This window comes from Bacillus sp. N5-665 (assembly GCF_022637375.2).
In the GTDB taxonomy this organism is placed as follows: domain Bacteria; phylum Bacillota; class Bacilli; order Bacillales; family Bacillaceae_G; genus Bacillus_A; species Bacillus_A wiedmannii.
Genome location: NZ_CP093325.1, coordinates 1,510,659 through 1,528,953 on the forward strand (window position 1 = coordinate 1,510,659; position 18,295 = coordinate 1,528,953).

Sequence of the window (18,295 nt, forward strand, 5' to 3'; positions counted from 1 at the left end):
AAGGGTCTTGGCTTTCATATGTCAAATTTGGCATACGAAAGTGTAGGACTCTTTGTGCACAGGCACAAAGAGTTTTTTTATTGCAAAGATTTAAACTGAAGGAGGATGTAACAATGGAACAAAAGCCAGTGTTAGACGTTAATGAAGTACCGAAACCGGGAAAATGGTTATTTTTAAGTATACAACATTTGTTCGCGATGTTTGGATCAACAGTGCTTGTTCCGTTTTTAACAGGATTGAATCCGTCAGTAGCATTAATATCAAGTGGATTAGGAACGCTAGCGTTTCTTCTTATAACGAAAGGTCAAGTACCTGCCTATCTAGGATCATCATTCGCCTTTATCGCACCAATTATAACAGCGAAAACAGCAGGTGGACCTGGAGCAGCAATGCTCGGTGGTTTGTTTGCAGGACTTGTGTACATCTTAATCTCACTCGGAATTAAGAAGTCAGGATCAGAGTGGATTATGAAATTACTTCCGCCAATCGTAGTTGGTCCAGTCGTAATGGTAATCGGTCTAGCTTTAGCACATACAGCAGTTAACATGGCGATGAACGGTGCGGATGGCAAATATAGCTTTACACACTTTTCAGTAGCATTAGTAACATTAGCAATTACAATTATCTGCTCTATATTCGGAAGAGGGTTTTTCAGTATCATACCAGTGTTACTGGGCATTATCGGCGGATATATCTTCGCTTACTTCCAAGGGCTAGTAAACTTAAAGCCGGTAGCTGAGGCAAAATGGTTTGTTGTACCAGATTTCACAGTACCATTTGTAACATATACTCCGGAGTTTTCGTGGAAGATTGTACTCTTGATGGTACCAGTTGCACTAGTAACAATTTCAGAACATATCGGACATCAAATTGTACTTGGAAATGTTATTAAAAGAGATTTAATTGAAAAACCAGGTTTACATCGCTCAATCTTCGGTGATGGAATAGCAACATTGATTGCATCACTAATAGGTGGACCACCGAATACAACGTATGGTGAAAACATCGGTGTGCTAGCAATTACGAGAGCTTACAGCGTATACTTATTCATCGGATCAGCAGTATTCGCAATCATGTTTGGTTTTATCGGTAAGATTTCCGCGCTGATTCACTCCATACCAACACCGGTTATGGGCGGAGTATCAATCTTGCTATTCGGTGTAATCGCATCAAGCGGATTACGCATGATGGTAGATGATAAAACAGACCTAAGTGACAAACGAAACTTAATGATTGCATCAGTAATACTAGTAATCGGTATTGGTGGAGCGGTACTTCATATAGGAGAATCGTTCCAAGTAGAAGGAATGGCACTAGCAGCAATTGTAGGTGTACTATTAAATCTACTACTACCGGAAACGAAACAAATAAAACAATCTAAGCAGATTGCTTCATAATAACCTTTTAATTCAGTCCTGTGAGACCGGAAAGGGTGGCTTCTTCCTTGCACCCTAGTCTCAAGTGACTAGGGTATTTTTATACAAAAGTTGTTATAAAAATACAAAAGTGATAACATAAAAATCAGAAAGATGAGGGATGACGATGAGCCATTTGTTAACGATGAGTGAATTATCGGAAGTAGAAATTTCAGAAATCCTAAAAGACGCAGAAGATTTCGCGAATGGAAAAGAGAGCAAAACGACAGAGCAAACTTTTGTTGCGAACTTGTTCTTTGAGAATAGTACGAGAACGAGATTTAGCTTTGAAGTTGCTGAGAAGAGATTAGGGCTTGAAGTTTTAAACTTTTCAGCGGATGCATCTAGCGTACAAAAAGGAGAAACTTTATACGATACGATAAGAACACTAGAATCAATCGGAACAAAAGCGGTGATCGTCCGCCATGAGCAAGATCGCTACTTCGATGAATTAAAAGATCAGGTAAATATCCCAATCTTAAACGCTGGAGATGGATGTGGAAACCACCCAACGCAGTGCCTACTCGATCTTCTTACAATTAAACAAGAGTTTGGAAGATTTGAAGGATTAAAGATTGCGATAGTAGGAGATGTTCGTCATAGCCGAGTAGCACGTTCTAATGCAGAAGCATTAACGAAACTGGGTGCAACAATTTACTTTGCAAGTCCAGAAGAGTGGAAAGATGAAGACAGCACATTTGGAACATACAAACCATTAGATGAACTTGTTCCAGAAGTGGATGTAATGATGTTACTTCGTGTACAACATGAGCGTCATGATCATTATGAAACAGACATTATGAAAGAGTATCATGAGAAACACGGATTAACAGTGGAAAGAGAAAAGCGTATGAAAGAAGGAAGCATTATTATGCATCCAGCTCCTGTAAACCGTGATGTTGAAATTGCAAGTGAACTTGTTGAGTGTGAGCGTTCACGCATATTTAAACAAATGGAAAATGGAGTTTACGTAAGAATGGCTGTACTAAAACGCGCCTTACCAAATGTATTAGGAGGAATGAAACATGAATTACTTGTTTAAAAATGGTCGTTATATGAATGAAGAAGGAAAAATCGTAGCAACAGATCTTCTCGTACAAGACGGTAAAATCGCTAAGGTAGCAGAAAATATTACGGCAGATAATGCTGAAGTAATCGATGTGAACGGAAAGTTAATCGCACCTGGATTAGTAGATGTACACGTACATCTTCGTGAACCAGGTGGTGAACATAAAGAAACAATTGAAACAGGTACACTAGCAGCGGCAAAAGGTGGATTCACTACAATTTGTGCAATGCCAAATACACGCCCAGTACCAGATTGCAGAGAACATATGGAAGACTTGCAAAATCGTATTAAAGAAAAAGCGCATGTCAACGTACTACCATACGGAGCCATTACAGTACGCCAAGCTGGTTCTGAAATGACAGATTTCGAAACATTAAAAGAACTTGGAGCATTTGCTTTCACTGATGACGGTGTAGGCGTACAAGATGCTAGCATGATGTTAGCTGCTATGAAGCGTGCAGCGAAATTAAATATGGCAGTAGTTGCGCACTGTGAAGAGAATACTCTTATTAATAAAGGTTGTGTACATGAAGGGAAGTTTTCTGAGAAACACGGATTAAATGGTATCCCATCAGTATGTGAATCTGTACATATTGCAAGGGATATACTGCTTGCTGAAGCAGCAGATTGTCACTATCACGTATGTCACGTAAGTACGAAAGGTTCTGTACGCGTAATTCGAGATGCGAAACGCGCTGGAATTAAAGTAACAGCAGAAGTAACACCTCATCACTTAGTGTTATGTGAAGATGATATCCCATCAGCTGATCCTAACTTTAAAATGAACCCACCGCTTCGTGGAAAAGAAGATCACGCAGCACTAATTAAAGGTTTATTAGATGGAACAATTGATATGATCGCAACTGATCATGCACCGCATACAGCGGAAGAGAAAGCGCAAGGAATTGAAAGAGCACCATTCGGAATTACTGGTTTTGAAACAGCATTCCCACTTCTATACACAAACCTTGTGAAAAAAGGAATTATTACATTAGAGCAGTTAATTCAATTCTTAACAGAAAAACCAGCTGATACATTCGGCTTAGAAGCAGGTCGCCTGAAAGAAGGTAGAACAGCTGATATTACAATCATTGATTTAGAACAAGAAGAAGAGATTGACCCAACAACATTCTTATCAAAAGGAAAAAATACACCATTCGCAGGTTGGAAATGCCAAGGATGGCCGGTAATGACAATCGTTGGTGGTAAGATCGCATGGCAAAAGGAGAGTGCATTAGTATGAAAAGACAACTTATCTTAGAAGATGGAACAGTATTAATTGGAAAAGGTTTCGGAGGAGAAATCGAAAAGTCAGGTGAGGTTGTATTTACAACAGGAATGACTGGATATCAAGAAACATTATCTGATCCATCATATTGTGGTCAAATCGTAACATTCACGTACCCATTAATCGGAAACTACGGCATCAACCGTGACGATTTTGAATCGATTCACCCATCTGTAAATGGTTTAATCGTAAACGAAATTTGTGATCATCCATCAAACTTCCGTAATGAAATTTCGTTAAATGATTACTTAAAAGAAAGAAATATCCCAGGGTTAGCAGGAATTGATACGAGAAAATTAACGAGAAAAATTCGTCAATACGGTACATTACGTGGACGTCTATGTAACATGGATGCAGATGTAGAATACATCGTGAGCCAATTAAAAGCGACAGTATTTACAGATCACGTGAAACGCGTATCAACGAAAGATCCATACCCAAGCCCAGGCCGTGGACACCGAGTTGTACTTGTAGACTTCGGAATGAAACATGGTATTTTACGAGAATTAAATAAACGCGACTGTGATGTAATTGTAGTACCTTACAATACAACAGCAGAAGAAATTTTACGTCTTAGCCCAGATGGAATTATGTTAAGTAACGGACCTGGGGATCCAAAAGATGTACCAGAAGCAATTGAAATGTTAAAAGACATTATCGGTAAAGTTCCTTTATTCGGAATTTGCTTAGGACATCAATTGTTTGCGCTAGCATCTGGTGCGAATACAAGTAAGTTGAAATTCGGTCACCGCGGTTTAAACCATCCAGTAAAACATCTTGCAACTGGAAAAGTAGCAATTACATCTCAAAATCATGGTTACGCAGTAGAAGAAGAATCAGTTAAAAATACAGAACTTGAAATTACACATGTTGCTTTAAATGATGGAACAGTAGAAGGTCTTCGTCATACGAAGTTCCCAGCATTTACAGTGCAATACCATCCAGAAGCTTCTGCAGGACCAGAAGATGCAAACGATTTATTCGAAGATTTCTTAGCAATGATTGAAAACTTCAAGAAAGAAGGGGAAGAGTTATGCCAAAACGCCTAGACATTAACACAATTTTAGTAATCGGATCAGGACCAATTGTAATTGGGCAAGCAGCAGAGTTTGACTACTCTGGTACACAAGCTTGTCAATCTCTTAGAGAAGAAGGTTACAAAGTAATCCTTGTTAACTCTAACCCAGCAACAATTATGACAGATACTGCAACAGCAGATAAAGTATATATAGAACCATTAACACTAGAATTCGTAAGCCGTATCATTCGTAAAGAACGTCCAGATGCAATCTTACCAACATTAGGTGGTCAAACAGGCCTGAATATGGCTGTTGAACTTGCGAAATCAGGCATACTTGAAGAGTGTGGAGTTGAAATTTTAGGAACAAAATTATCAGCAATCGAGCAAGCGGAGGATCGTGATTTATTCCGTACCTTAATGCAGGAATTAAATGAACCAATTCCATCTAGTACCATTATTCATACGCTAGAGGAAGCACATGAATTTGTAAAAGAAATTGGATATCCAGTTATTGTTCGCCCAGCATTTACAATGGGGGGAACAGGTGGCGGAATCTGTAGTAATGAAGAAGAACTAATTGAAATCGTATCAGGTGGATTAAAACATAGTCCGGTAACACAATGTTTATTAGAGAAGAGCATTGCTGGTTGTAAGGAAATTGAATATGAAGTAATGCGTGATTCAAATGATAACGCGATTGTAGTATGTAACATGGAAAATATCGATCCAGTTGGGGTTCACACAGGTGATTCTATCGTTGTAGCACCGAGCCAAACATTAAGTGACCGTGAATATCAAATGTTACGAAACACTTCATTACGAATTATTCGTGCATTAGGAATTGAAGGTGGATGTAACGTTCAGCTTGCACTTGATCCATATAGCTTCCAATATTATGTAATCGAAGTAAACCCGCGTGTAAGTCGTTCATCTGCACTAGCATCTAAAGCAACTGGATATCCAATTGCGAAGCTAGCGGCAAAAATTGCAGTCGGTTTAACATTAGATGAAATTATAAATCCAGTAACACAAAAAACATATGCTTGTTTCGAACCAGCATTAGACTATGTTGTTTCAAAAATTCCACGCTGGCCATTTGATAAGTTTGAATCAGCAAACAGAACACTGGGTACACAAATGAAGGCAACTGGTGAAGTTATGTCAATCGGACGTAACTTAGAGCAATCATTATTAAAAGCGATTCGTTCTTTAGAACTTGGTGTTTATCACTTAGAGTTAGAGCATTTAAAAGAGCTTGATAAAGAGACAATGAAAAAACGCATTATAAAAGCTGATGATGAGCGACTGTTTATTGTAGCAGAAGCAATTCGTCAAGGTGTAACGAAAGAAGAAATCAATAATTGGTGTGAAATGGACTTCTTCTTCTTACAAAAAGTTGAAAATATCGTAAATATGGAACGCGAAGTAAAAGCAAATGTAGGAAATATGGAAGTATTACAATCAGCGAAAGAAATGGGCTTCAGTGACCATTACATCGCCAATACTTGGAACAAAACAGAGCGTGAAATTTACGATATGCGTAAAGAAAGCAATATAACTCCTGTTTATAAAATGGTAGATACTTGTGCGGCAGAGTTTGAATCTGCAACACCATACTACTACAGCACATATGGTGACGAGAATGAATCGGTTAGAACAGATCGTAAGAGTGTAGTAGTTCTAGGATCTGGTCCAATCCGTATCGGTCAAGGTGTTGAGTTTGACTATGCAACAGTTCACTCTGTATGGGCAATTAAAGAAGCGGGATATGAGGCAATCATTGTTAATAACAATCCAGAAACAGTTTCAACAGACTTCAGTATTTCTGACAAATTATACTTTGAACCATTAACAATCGAAGATGTAATGCACATTATCGATTTAGAAAAGCCAGAAGGTGTTATCGTCCAATTCGGTGGACAAACGGCAATTAACTTAGCTGCTAAATTAGAGGCTCACGGTGTGAAAATCTTAGGAACATCACTTGAAGATTTAGACCGTGCAGAAGATCGTGATAAGTTTGAAGCAGCTCTAACACAACTTGGTATCCCGCAACCAGTTGGTAAAACAGCAACGACTGTAGAGCAAGCGGTAGCAATCGCTGACAAAATTGGTTACCCAGTATTAGTAAGACCATCTTACGTACTAGGTGGACGCGCGATGGAAATCGTATATCGTCAAGAAGAACTGCTGCACTACATGAAAAATGCGGTTAAAGTTCACGCAGATCACCCAGTATTAATCGATCGTTACATGGTTGGTAAAGAAATTGAAGTAGATGCAATTTCAGATGGTGAGAATGTATTCATTCCAGGTATTATGGAACATATTGAACGCGCTGGAGTTCACTCTGGTGACTCAATCGGAGTATATCCACCGCAAAGCTTATCTGCAAAACTGAAAGAACAAATTATTGAACATACAATTGCACTTGGAAAAGGTTTAAACATTGTTGGATTACTAAACATTCAGTTTGTAGTATTCAAAGATGAAGTGTATGTAATTGAAGTAAATCCACGTGCGAGCCGTACAGTACCATTCTTAAGTAAAATTACAGGCGTACCGATGGCGAATGTTGCAACGAAAGTTATTTTAGGTAAAGATCTTGTAGAGCAAGGATATGGAACTGGTTATCACCCAGAAGAGAAAGAAGTGTATGTAAAAGCACCGGTATTCTCATTTGCGAAGCTACGTTCAGTTGATACAACATTAGGACCTGAAATGAAATCAACAGGGGAAGTAATGGGTAAAGACTTAACACTTGAAAAAGCATTATACAAAGGGTTAGTTGCTTCAGGAATTAACATCCCAACGCACGGATCAGTAATCATCACTGTAGCGGATAAAGATAAAGAAGAAGCAATGGAAATTGCAAAACGTTTCCACGAAATCGGCTATAACTTATTAGCAACAGCTGGAACAGCACAATCGTTAGCAGAGCAAAACATTCCAGTGCAAGTTGTAAATAAAATTGATTCTGAAGAATACAACTTACTTGATATTATCCGTCAAGGAAAAGCACAGTTTGTAATCAATACATTAACAAAAGGCAAACAACCAGCGCGTGATGGTTTCCGCATTCGCCGTGAATCAGTAGAAAATGGTGTGGCTTGCTTAACATCACTTGATACAACGAGAGCAATCTTACGAGTACTAGAATCTATGACATTCTCAGCTCATTCAATGAAAGAAATTACGCAAACGAAGCGTCACGAGGTGGTACATGCATGATGCAAAAGCAAAATATGATCGTCGTTAACCAAAAAGAAATCGCAAAAAACATTTACGAATTAGTGCTTCAAGGGGATCTAGTGCAGCAAATGAACGATCCAGGGCAGTTTGTACACATTAAGGTAGCAGAGGGCATTACGCCCCTTCTGCGCCGCCCAATTAGTATTTGTAATGTCAATCAAGACAAGAACGAATTTACAATGCTATATCGTGCGGAAGGACAAGGAACAAAAACATTAGCGAAAAGAAAACAAGGCGAACTTGTAGATGTGTTAGGCCCACTTGGACATGGTTTTCCTGTAGAAGAAGCGGAAGCTGGACAAACGGCTTTATTAGTTGGAGGGGGAATTGGTGTACCACCACTATATGAATTGTCACAGCGTCTTGTAGCAAAGGGAGTACGCGTTATTCACATCTTAGGTTTCCAAACGAAAGATGTTGTCTTCTATGAAGAGAAATTCGCAGAGCTTGGTGATACGTATGTTGCAACAGTTGATGGTACGCATGGTGCAGAAGGCTTTGTAACAGATGTAATTGATAGCTATGGAATCGACTTTGACATTCTATACTCATGTGGACCTTTAGCGATGCTTCGTGCATTAGAAGGACGCTATAAAGAGAGAAAAGCCTACATTTCATTAGAAGAGCGTATGGGCTGTGGCATTGGAGCATGTTTCGCATGTGTATGCCATTTACAAGCAGATCCGAGTGGACATTCTTACAAGAAGGTGTGTAGCGACGGACCAGTATTTCCAATCGGGGAGGTTGTACTATGAACAGATTGCAAATTGAATTACCAGGGTTATCATTAAAAAATCCAATCATCCCAGCATCTGGTTGCTTCGGATTTGGTCGTGAGTATGCACAGTTCTATGATTTAAGTGTACTTGGATCAATTATGATTAAAGCGACAACAGAACAGCCTCGTTACGGAAACCCAACGCCTCGTGTTGCGGAAACACCAGGCGGGATGCTAAATGCAATCGGGCTTCAAAATCCTGGATTAGAAAAGGTAATGAATTCTGAATTACCTTTTCTCGAGCAATTTGATCTTCCGATTATTGCAAATGTTGCTGGCTCACAAGCTGAGGATTATGTAGCAGTTGCGAAGGAAATTTCAAAGGCACCTAATGTTCATGCGCTAGAATTAAATATTTCTTGTCCAAACGTAAAAACGGGTGGTATCGCTTTTGGTACGAATCCTGAAATTGCTGCTGATTTAACGAAGCGAGTAAAAGAGGTTTCTGAAGTACCGGTATATGTGAAATTGTCACCGAACGTGGCAAACATTGTGGAGATTGCAAAAGCAATTGAAAATGCGGGTGCAGACGGTTTAACGATGATTAATACATTGCTTGGTATGCGTCTAGATTTAAAAACTGCAAAACCAATTTTAGCAAACCGTACGGGCGGACTATCAGGGCCTGCGATTAAGCCGGTAGCAATTCGTATGGTACATGAAGTAAGTCAAGCGGTTAACATTCCGATTATTGGAATGGGTGGTATTGAAACTGCGGAAGATGTAATTGAATTTTTCTATGCTGGTGCAAGTGCGGTTGCAGTTGGAACAGCGAACTTTATCGATCCGTTCGTTTGTCCGACAATTATTGAAGAGTTACCAGCAGTACTAGATGAATTAGGATTTGATCACATTTCGGAATGTCAAGGAAGGAGCTGGAAGCAAACATGTCACAGTCGTTAATTGTTGCACTAGATTTTCCAGGGAAACAAGATGTAGAACAATTCTTACACCACTTTGAAGGGGAAGAGTTATTTGTCAAAGTTGGTATGGAGTTATTTTACAAAGAAGGCCCTGCGATTATTACGTACTTAAAAGAAAAAGGGCATAAGATCTTCCTAGATTTAAAACTTCATGATATTCCGAATACAGTAAAAAGCGCTATGCGTAGCCTAGCTAGTCTAGATGTTGATATGGTAAATGTTCATGCTGCTGGGGGAAGCAGTATGATGAAAGCTGCGATTGAGGGATTAGAGGAAGGTAAGCAAGAAGGAAAAGAGAGACCGATTTGTATTGCAGTTACACAACTAACAAGCACTTCGGAAGCTATGATGAAAAAAGAGATTGGCATTGAGAAAACGTTAGAAGAAGCGGTTGCTCATTATGCAAAACTAACGAAAGAAAGTGGACTTGATGGCGTTGTTTGTTCAACACTTGAAGTTCCGAAATTACGTGAAGTATGCGGAAATGAATTTGTAACAGTAACACCGGGGATTCGTCTTGCAAGCGATGATGTAAATGACCAGGTGCGCGTAGCAACACCGAAACGCGCGAGGGAACTTGGCTCAAGCTACATCGTAGTTGGACGTAGTATTACAAAAGCAGAAAATCCGCTTGAAGCGTATAAAACAGTAAAACAACAGTGGGAAGGTGTAACAGTATGAAAAAAGAAATCGCATCGCATTTATTAGAAATTGGAGCAGTATTTTTACAACCGAATGATCCATTCACTTGGTCTTCAGGTATGAAATCACCAATTTATTGTGATAATCGTTTAACTTTATCTTATCCAAAAGTACGTCAAGCGATTGCAGCTGGATTAGAAGAGTTAATTAAAGAGCACTTCCCAACTGTAGAAGTTATTGCAGGAACAGCAACTGCTGGTATTGCGCACGCTGCATGGGTAAGCGATCGTATGGATTTACCAATGTGCTACGTACGTAGTAAAGCAAAAGGTCACGGTAAAGGGAACCAAATCGAAGGAAAAGCTGAAAAAGGTCAAAAAGTAGTAGTAGTAGAAGACTTAATTTCAACTGGCGGTAGTGCAATTACATGTGTAGAAGCACTTCGCGAAGCTGGATGTGAAGTGTTAGGAATCGTATCAATCTTCACATACGAGCTAGAATCAGGAAAAGAAAAACTAGAAGCAGCTAACGTAGCATCATACTCTTTAAGCGACTACAGTGCATTAACTGAAGTAGCAGCAGAAAAAGGTATGATCGGACAAGCTGAAACGAAAAAATTACAAGAGTGGCGTAAAAATCCAGCTAATGAAGCTTGGATTAAAGCGTAACACGAAAAAAGACGACCGCGGGGGAACGCGGTCGTTTTTTTATATCATTGTTATAATTTCATGTAAAGAACAGATAGTAGGAACATCACATTTGAGTTGCAAGTTATCACGATTTAACCATATCCCTTACATTCCAGCTGCTGTACTACTAATTGCATCTGTTTCTAATCGATCACCAATATAATAGCAATCTTTCATTTCAAGATTTGATTGTAATACAGTTCTTTGAAAAATTTCAGGGTCTGGTTTCGATATACCAATTTTACTAGAAGTAGATATGTATTTGAAATATTGTAGAATGTTTAAAGCAGTTAATTTTTCGATTTGTTGTTCATAGTCACCATTACTAATGACACCTAATGAGTGCCCTTCTTGCTTTAAGGTCTGTAATGTATAGTGTACATCTTCAAACGCGGCCCAGTTGTTCTTATATAGTTCTATATATTGATTGAATCTGTGCTGAGATTCCTCGGGTGATAAGTTTAATCCATATGTTTTAAATAAATGATATATTCGCATCCTTTGTTGTTCTTGAAAAGATAATTCCTTGGATAAAAATTTGTTGAAATATTCTTCGTATAATTCATGCCAGACTTTCGTGGCCTCTAATTCATTACCTGAAAAAATAGTACTATATACTTGAAAGAAATCTATAATACCATTTCTTTCAGCGGCCTCATAATCAAGTAAAGTTCCATCGACATCAAAGAAAATCATATTACAATCTCCTCGTTAATAACTATTTAGCGTTTTCAGTAACCTCATATCCTCTCACAAACAATAGCGTCATATAAGAAACAATAAATGAGAAGATGCTGTACATGCCAACCCAAAAGAAAAATTTTGGAGTAAAGGCGATAACACCTATTATTAAAAAACTAGCAAACGTTACAATTGGCATTACGTAATACGTTTTCGTTCGACGTGTTCCAATAACAGAAACGATAAAGATAAGTAACGGACAAAGTAATAAGACGAAAATCAATTCATTCATAGTTATGTCCCCTTTTCGAATGGAAGTAATCTGTTTCTCGTAAACGTTTTGAAATAAATACTCTCCTAATATAACTTCGCTAACATATACATAATCCCTTTTGAAAGTCCGTAATAAATGATTGATTTCACAATAAAAAAGTAAGCAAGAGAACACTTACTTACTTTATAGAATAAACATCGCAACGATGGTGGTGACGATTAAACCAATCACAACCGGTAAAAAGTTACGGCGTGCAAGTTCAAATGGATCTACTTTACAAATGGCAGCGGCAGGAATAAGCGCCCAAGGAATTAAAGTCCCGCCTCCGGTCCAGATTGCAGCAATTTGCCCGAGAGCTGTTAATGTAGCTGTACCATGCCCAAGTGCTGTTCCGAAAAGATTGGCAATTGAACCAGCAAGTGATATACCAGAAAAGCCAGATCCATCTAATCCTGTTATGCCACCAACGATAGTTAATGTTCCCGCCGATACGTATTGATTTAAAGGAACAGTTTGAGACAAAGCGATTCCTAAGTCGTTAATGATTCCGTGTGAACCTTTCGGTAAATAGTCTCCGATAATTTTTACAAAGCCGCTATCTCCTAAATAAAAGAGTGCAGCAATTGGGATAACTGGACCAAAGATTTTAAATCCAAATTGGAGCCCTTCTATAAAATAATCGGTCGTTTTATTTAGTCCATTACCTTTGTAGGCGATAAGGGAAATGATGATAATCATAATAACAGTCGTCCCACCGATAAGTGCAGTTGCATCGCTTCCTTGTAGTTTAAATTGAATCATGCAAAGGATATCGATGGCATATACGACCGGAATACAAATAGCGAGCCATTTTTTTGTTTGAGGAGATAATGAGGTGAGCGTTTTAGAAGACTCAGTTGATGGAATAGATTCTTGTATAGATAAGCCTGTATGAAATTCTTTTCGTAAGAAGAAAAATGCGACGGAAGTTGTCACAATACCCATAACGATAACGAGGGGAACACTGGCAGAAACAACGCTGGAAACAGGAAGACCAGCAGCGTCTGCTGTTAATTTCGGTGCACCTTGAATAACGAAGTCACCAGATAAGGCGATGCCGTGTCCGAACAAGTTCATAGCAATGGCAACTCCAATTGGCGGAAGGCCGACGCGTACAGCGACGGGTAATAAAATAGCTCCCATTAAAGCGACAGCTGGAGAAGGCCAAAAGAAGAAAGAAATTGTCATCATTAAAAGGCCGATAATCCAGTAGGCGAGTGCAGGTGTACGAATCATCTTTGTAAATGGTGAAATCATCGTATCATTTATGCCAGTATGAACGAGTAGATTGCTCATTGATACGATAATAGAGATGATTAATATAGTTGGTAATAGCTCAGTAATGGCATAAATGAAACTTTGAAAAATACCGCTAACGGCAAGAGGGATAGAACTTGTAGCGGTTAATGCTAATAAAAAGATAAAAACGATACAAATAATCGTCGTATCTTTCCGGAGAATAAAAAAAGTAATAATAGTGAGTAAACAAAGAATATAGAGAGCATGCAACAGCGTTAATTCAACTCCCATAACATTCACATCCTTTAGGCATTCGTGTAGTTTATTGTATGAAAGCAGTAAAAGTATGTGAGTATAGGAAAAAGAAAAAAAGTAAAATTTCATATACTATAATGGTAAGAAGTGGAAATGGATGTTGCAATACAATTAATCCTAAAAATGGAATTCGAGGAGGGCTTATGCACAAAAAAATTGGATTTTGGGGATTCGTTATATCTTGTAGTCTATTAATCATTTTAAACTTGTTTACAAACAATGAATGGATCAGTATCATACCTGTTTTCGGGTTTGTATTTATCCTTTTATATAACTGGGATGATATGAAACAATATAGTAAGAAAAGTATCGGAATTATGATAGGTATCATTGTTGTTTGCTCATTTTTCGTAGGGTTTATTTTAATAGAAGGGCAGAAGCAAATGGAGAAAATGTCTATTTTTCAAGAATGGATGTCTTCTGCAAAAGGTCTTTATCTTGTAATTGTCGTTGTTGTTTTTCTAAGAATTGTTATAAGCGTAGCAAGTTACATATTAAAGGAGAAGTAGAATGGGGGCGTACGAATGAGAGAGAAAATAGGTTATTATGGTGTGCTCGTTTGTTTACTATTATCAGTTATTTCAGGGCAATTTCTTAAAAGTGAATGGGTACCAATTATATTATGTATAGGAGTATTGATATTTGCTCCTATGTATCGCTGGGATGAATGGAAAGCGTATAGCCGAAAAAAGAAAATTGTTTTCAGCATCGAGTTTGTCATTATAATTAGCACGATTCCTTTTTTGTTATTGAAAGGAAATGAGATAATAGATGGAATTGTAATGTTTCAAGGCTGGTTATTTATTGCGAAATTGATATATTTAATATGCATTTTAATGTTGGTAGCGGTAGTCGCCAAAAAAGTAAATGAAAAGCTATTCGCTAATGAATAAAAGAAAGTGCCACCCTTATTCGGTGGCATTTTCTCATTTTACTGAATGAGATTTTTGCATCTTTTTAACTAAACGAATTTGTCCGCGATGATTGATTTCATCTTCAAATACGTGAAACCACTTAAAGTAGTTATTTGCTGGTTTGTCATACCAAAATTCTGTCGTTTTAAATAGCCATTCATCAGGTAACGATTGAAAAGTCTCGATCGTTTTGGAACGTACTTCTTGCAATGTATGTATGTAAAATTCTATAGAGTTGCCTTTGATTTTCTCGCGTCCAAGATCCCCTAATTCAATAGCAGGTAACCACCGTTCTAATTCAGCTTCCGTTGGTTCACGGTCTTCAAAAGTATGAATTTGGTAGTAAAATTCAATAGCAGCCATATGGTACAAAAGCATACCAATTGAGTTTGCTTCCTCATCATATAAATAATCAAGTTCTTCAATTGTTAAACCTTCCACTGCTTGCATTGTTGTATAGCGAGCGTAATTCATCATGGAAACAAGTTTGGAAAATTCAGGATGTAAACCATCTATCTTGTCGATTACAAAATTCAATTAAAATTCCCCCTCTTTAAACGATGACTCCAGAGAAAGAATTCTATGTGCAGAGAAAAACTCCTTTTAAAAAGGTCATGATTTTAACAAGGAATCACAATTAGTTCCCGATTTGATTTTGTAATAACTTCATATCCGTCTTTTGTGATGACAATATCATCTTCAATTCTACAACCGCCCCAGTTTGGTATGTAAATACCAGGTTCAACTGTAACAACCATACCTTCTTCTAAAGTAGCCTTACTTTCTTGGGATAGGCGAAGAGGTTCATGTATTTCTAACCCAAGACCATGACCAGTAGAGTGTCCAAAGTATTGACCGTATCCATGTTCTGTAATGTAATCTCTCGTTATATCATCGATACTTTTCGCAGTTTCTCCAGGCTTAATTGCTTCAGTTCCACGTTTTAACGCTTCTCGTACAACATTGTATATCTTTTTGAATTCTTCTGATGGTTCTCCGATTGCTACAGTACGTGTGATATCGGAACAATATCCATCGTAAAGTGCACCGAAATCTAATGTAACGACGTCGCCTCGTTCGATTATTTTATTTGATGCAACTCCATGAGGAAGTGAAGAACGAACACCAGAAGCTACAATGATTTGAAATGAAGAGGATGTAGCCCCTTTTTTTCGCATGAAAAATTCTAACTCATCTCGTACATCATTTTCACTTATTCCTGGTTTTAGAAACGTAAGGATGTGGTGAAATGCTTCGTCAGCAATATTAGCTGCGATTTTCATTGTTTCTATTTCCGGCATGTCTTTAATAATACGAATATTTTCGATGATTTCGCACACTTGAACCATTTCCACATGTACGCATTTTTGTAAGTTTTTATATTGTTGCAATGTCATGTTGTTCTCTTCAATTCCGAGTTTTTGAATGTTTAATTTTGATACTTGATTTGCAATTTCTTTTTCTAAATTTCCTTTATGCATAATAATTTCAGCATCTTTTATTTGTGATTTCGCTTGATCTACATAGCGAAAATCAGTTATAAAAACAGTTTTATCCGCAGAGATTAAGACGACGCCAGCACTACCTGTAAAGCCTGTTGCATATTGGCGATTTTCTTTTTTGGTAATGAGTAACCCGTCAATTTCATAGTTTTGTAGTTGATTTTGGATTTTATTAATTTTTAAAGTCATGTTAATTCCCCCTATTCACAGTATTGAATAAAGCAAATAGTGTGCCAAAATGTATATTTGAAGAAAGGATAGTAGGGAAAACATATATTTTAGGGGAGATAAGAAAATAGCCCGCCATTTGTGGGAGACGGTTTGTTTATAAAATCCAGATTGCTTCAATAAATAGCAGGGGGATGAAAAAATATTGATTGGAGTTACACTTGTACTTTATTTACATGCTGTAAAAAAATTTATACAAATGTGAAATGACACTGTCAATTTTTTTGACAATATTGAATGGATATAGCAACTAAATTGAAAATAAATAAAAAATGCGTTGCTTATAAGCAACGCATTTTTTTATTTACGCTTTTAATTTCATTACAGTATCAGCATCAGGTGTTACATATACGGTTTGCTGATTGTCGTACGTAACAAAACCAAGTTTTGCACCACTCGGTTTTTTGACATGGCGTATTTTGGTGAAATCTACAGGAACAGAACTAGAATCTTTTGCTTTACTGAAATAGGCAGCGATTTTAGCAGCTTCTAACACAGTTTCTTCGGTAGGTTCAAGAGAACGAATGACAACATGAGACCCAGGGATATCTTTCGTATGTAACCAAATTTCATCACGACGGGCAAACTTCGTTGTTAAATAATCATTTTGCTTGTTGTTTTTACCGACGAAAATTTCTGTTCCATCACTAGCTAAATATTTGTCCAATACCGGTTTAGTTGGTTTCTTCTTAGCATTTTTTGCTTTCCGATTGCGCATATAACCTTCTTCAGCTAATTCCTCACGAATTTCTTCAATATCTTTTGAAGAAGCAGCTTCCATTTGTTGAAGTAAGCTATCAAAATAAAGAATTTCTTCATTTGTTTTTTCGATTTGTTCTTCTACAACAACAACTGAATTTTTCGCTTTTTGGTACTTTTGGAAATAGCGTTGCGCATTGTCAGATGGTGTTTTTAAAGGATCTAATGTAATTTTTACAGTTCCGCCATTTTCGTCGTAATAGTTAACGACTTCAATATCTTTATCCCCTTTTTTCAAAGCGTACATATTGGCTGTAAGTAGTTCTCCAAAGAGTTGATATTTATCTGCTTTTCCGGCATCCTGTAATGTTTTTTCTAGTTTAATGAGTTTCTTCTCATTTTTATTTTTTTCGTTTTGCATAAAGCGCTCTAAATCATAAGCTTGTTGTTTTACACGGTCGCGCTCTGCTTTTCCGAAAAAGAAACGGTCTAGCAATTCACTAACAGATGAAAAAATCTTATCTTCTCCTTGCAAGTGTGCAAGAGGGAAAAGATAAAAGAATTCTTTCCCATTTGAAGTAGTCATTGTTGGTGAATATGTATGAGTTAGTAATGGTTTTTGTATGGAGAAAAATGCGTCCGCTAATGCTTTTTCATTTACCATACCTGCTTTTTTCACTACTTCTTTTGCGAATAACGGCGATATTCCCGTAAAGGTGCCGACAAGCTGTTTATCCATGTTTCCAGATAGAAAGTCTAGCGGTCTAATAAATTCATCATTTGTTTCAATCTGAAGTGGGTTAATTTTATGTTGTGCTGGTGGTGCAATATATTCCGCTCCAGCATATACAGTTCGATGTCGGTTTACTGCTAAAGAAACGTGTTTTAAGCTATCTAAAATATTGTTTGTTTTTGTGTCTACTAAAATGATGTTACTATGTCGTCCCATTATTTCAATTACTAATGTTTTTAGTGATTCGTCACCAATTTCATTTCTACTGCGAACTGTAATTTGAATAATACGCTCTAAATCAATTTGTTCAATTTTTTCAATGAATCCACCTTCTAAATGCTTACGAAGAAGCATACAAAACATTGGTGGAAGTGCAGGTGAATCGTAATTTTGATTTGTTAAGTGTAAACGTGCATATGTCGGATGAGCGGAAAGAATCAGTTTTTGATTTTTTCCGTTTGCTCGAATATGTAATAAAATCTCGTATTTTGAAGGTTGGTATATCTTAGAAATTCTTCCTGTGTAAAGAGAATTTGCAATTTCATGTGTAATTGCTCTTGTAAATAATCCATCGAATGCCATAAATGAACACTC

16 protein-coding genes and 1 pseudogene are annotated in these 18,295 nt (G+C 37.5%); 11 read left to right on the plus strand and 6 right to left on the minus strand.

Annotated elements, in window-relative coordinates; all coding sequences use genetic code 11:
• Positions 1 to 113 precede the first annotated feature (113 nt).
• The 9 genes from uraA to pyrE all read left to right on the plus strand — a co-directional run bounded on the left by uraA (position 114) and on the right by pyrE (position 11,056).
• Positions 114 to 1,397, plus strand: coding sequence for a uracil permease (uraA, locus tag MNO09_RS10375; RefSeq protein WP_000435918.1), 1,284 nt, complete (start codon positions 114 to 116; stop codon positions 1,395 to 1,397).
• A 145-nt stretch (positions 1,398 to 1,542) separates the two neighbouring features.
• A complete protein-coding gene (gene pyrB, locus MNO09_RS10380) occupies positions 1,543 to 2,457 on the plus strand; it encodes an aspartate carbamoyltransferase (protein ID WP_000018864.1) in 915 nt (304 codons plus the stop codon).
• A complete protein-coding gene (gene pyrC / locus MNO09_RS10385; RefSeq protein WP_001108378.1) occupies positions 2,441 to 3,727 on the plus strand; it encodes a dihydroorotase in 1,287 nt (428 codons plus the stop codon). Before pyrB ends, pyrC begins: the two co-directional genes overlap by 17 nt.
• A complete protein-coding gene (locus tag MNO09_RS10390; protein ID WP_000828668.1) occupies positions 3,724 to 4,821 on the plus strand; it encodes a carbamoyl phosphate synthase small subunit in 1,098 nt (365 codons plus the stop codon). Before pyrC ends, MNO09_RS10390 begins: the two co-directional genes overlap by 4 nt.
• The gene (gene carB, locus MNO09_RS10395) at positions 4,806 to 8,024 is read left to right on the plus strand and encodes a carbamoyl-phosphate synthase large subunit (protein ID WP_001126143.1); all 3,219 of its coding nucleotides are present in this window, start codon (positions 4,806 to 4,808) and stop codon (positions 8,022 to 8,024) included. Before MNO09_RS10390 ends, carB begins: the two co-directional genes overlap by 16 nt.
• Positions 8,021 to 8,800 carry a dihydroorotate oxidase B electron transfer subunit gene (gene pyrK / locus MNO09_RS10400; RefSeq protein WP_000983348.1) on the plus strand — a complete coding sequence of 260 codons (780 nt, stop codon included), beginning with the start codon at positions 8,021 to 8,023 and terminating at the stop codon, positions 8,798 to 8,800. Before carB ends, pyrK begins: the two co-directional genes overlap by 4 nt.
• Positions 8,797 to 9,726: a dihydroorotate oxidase B catalytic subunit gene (gene pyrD, locus MNO09_RS10405; RefSeq protein WP_001081030.1), complete on the plus strand. Its 930-nt coding sequence runs from the start codon at positions 8,797 to 8,799 to the stop codon at positions 9,724 to 9,726. The genes pyrK and pyrD overlap by 4 nt, the downstream gene beginning before the upstream one ends.
• Complete coding sequence (gene pyrF / locus MNO09_RS10410) at positions 9,711 to 10,427, plus strand: orotidine-5'-phosphate decarboxylase (protein ID WP_000083488.1); 717 nt, start codon at positions 9,711 to 9,713, stop codon at positions 10,425 to 10,427. Before pyrD ends, pyrF begins: the two co-directional genes overlap by 16 nt.
• Positions 10,424 to 11,056: an orotate phosphoribosyltransferase gene (gene pyrE, locus MNO09_RS10415; RefSeq protein WP_000711456.1), complete on the plus strand. Its 633-nt coding sequence runs from the start codon at positions 10,424 to 10,426 to the stop codon at positions 11,054 to 11,056. Before pyrF ends, pyrE begins: the two co-directional genes overlap by 4 nt.
• A gap of 39 nt (positions 11,057 to 11,095) precedes the next feature.
• On the opposite strand, the pseudogene MNO09_RS10420 reads toward pyrE, so the two are convergent.
• From MNO09_RS10420 to MNO09_RS10430, 3 genes and pseudogenes are all read right to left on the minus strand, one after another.
• Positions 11,096 to 11,773, minus strand: a pseudogene (locus MNO09_RS10420) (HAD family hydrolase).
• 22 nt (positions 11,774 to 11,795) lie between these two features.
• Positions 11,796 to 12,050: a YbeF family protein gene (locus MNO09_RS10425; protein ID WP_001003947.1), complete on the minus strand. Its 255-nt coding sequence runs from the start codon at positions 12,048 to 12,050 to the stop codon at positions 11,796 to 11,798.
• Positions 12,051 to 12,215: 165 nt separating this feature from the next.
• Positions 12,216 to 13,601: a membrane protein gene (locus MNO09_RS10430; protein WP_000537890.1), complete on the minus strand. Its 1,386-nt coding sequence runs from the start codon at positions 13,599 to 13,601 to the stop codon at positions 12,216 to 12,218.
• A gap of 101 nt (positions 13,602 to 13,702) precedes the next feature.
• Between MNO09_RS10430 and MNO09_RS10435 the strand changes: the two genes are divergently transcribed.
• Both MNO09_RS10435 and MNO09_RS10440 read left to right on the plus strand, forming a co-directional pair.
• The gene (locus MNO09_RS10435) at positions 13,703 to 14,134 is read left to right on the plus strand and encodes a YoqO family protein (protein WP_176373192.1); all 432 of its coding nucleotides are present in this window, start codon (positions 13,703 to 13,705) and stop codon (positions 14,132 to 14,134) included.
• Between the two features lie 15 nt (positions 14,135 to 14,149).
• Positions 14,150 to 14,518 carry a YoqO family protein gene (locus MNO09_RS10440; protein ID WP_001208262.1) on the plus strand — a complete coding sequence of 123 codons (369 nt, stop codon included), beginning with the start codon at positions 14,150 to 14,152 and terminating at the stop codon, positions 14,516 to 14,518.
• Positions 14,519 to 14,551: 33 nt separating this feature from the next.
• On the opposite strand, the gene MNO09_RS10445 is transcribed toward MNO09_RS10440, so the two are convergent.
• The 3 genes from MNO09_RS10445 to MNO09_RS10455 form a co-directional block, all read right to left on the minus strand.
• Complete coding sequence (locus MNO09_RS10445) at positions 14,552 to 15,076, minus strand: DinB family protein (protein ID WP_001012021.1); 525 nt, start codon at positions 15,074 to 15,076, stop codon at positions 14,552 to 14,554.
• 83 nt (positions 15,077 to 15,159) lie between these two features.
• A complete protein-coding gene (locus MNO09_RS10450; RefSeq protein ID WP_000172799.1) occupies positions 15,160 to 16,230 on the minus strand; it encodes a M24 family metallopeptidase in 1,071 nt (356 codons plus the stop codon).
• A gap of 343 nt (positions 16,231 to 16,573) precedes the next feature.
• Positions 16,574 to 18,283, minus strand: coding sequence for an Rqc2 family fibronectin-binding protein (locus MNO09_RS10455; protein ID WP_000863259.1), 1,710 nt, complete (start codon positions 18,281 to 18,283; stop codon positions 16,574 to 16,576).
• Positions 18,284 to 18,295: the final 12 nt, after the last annotated feature.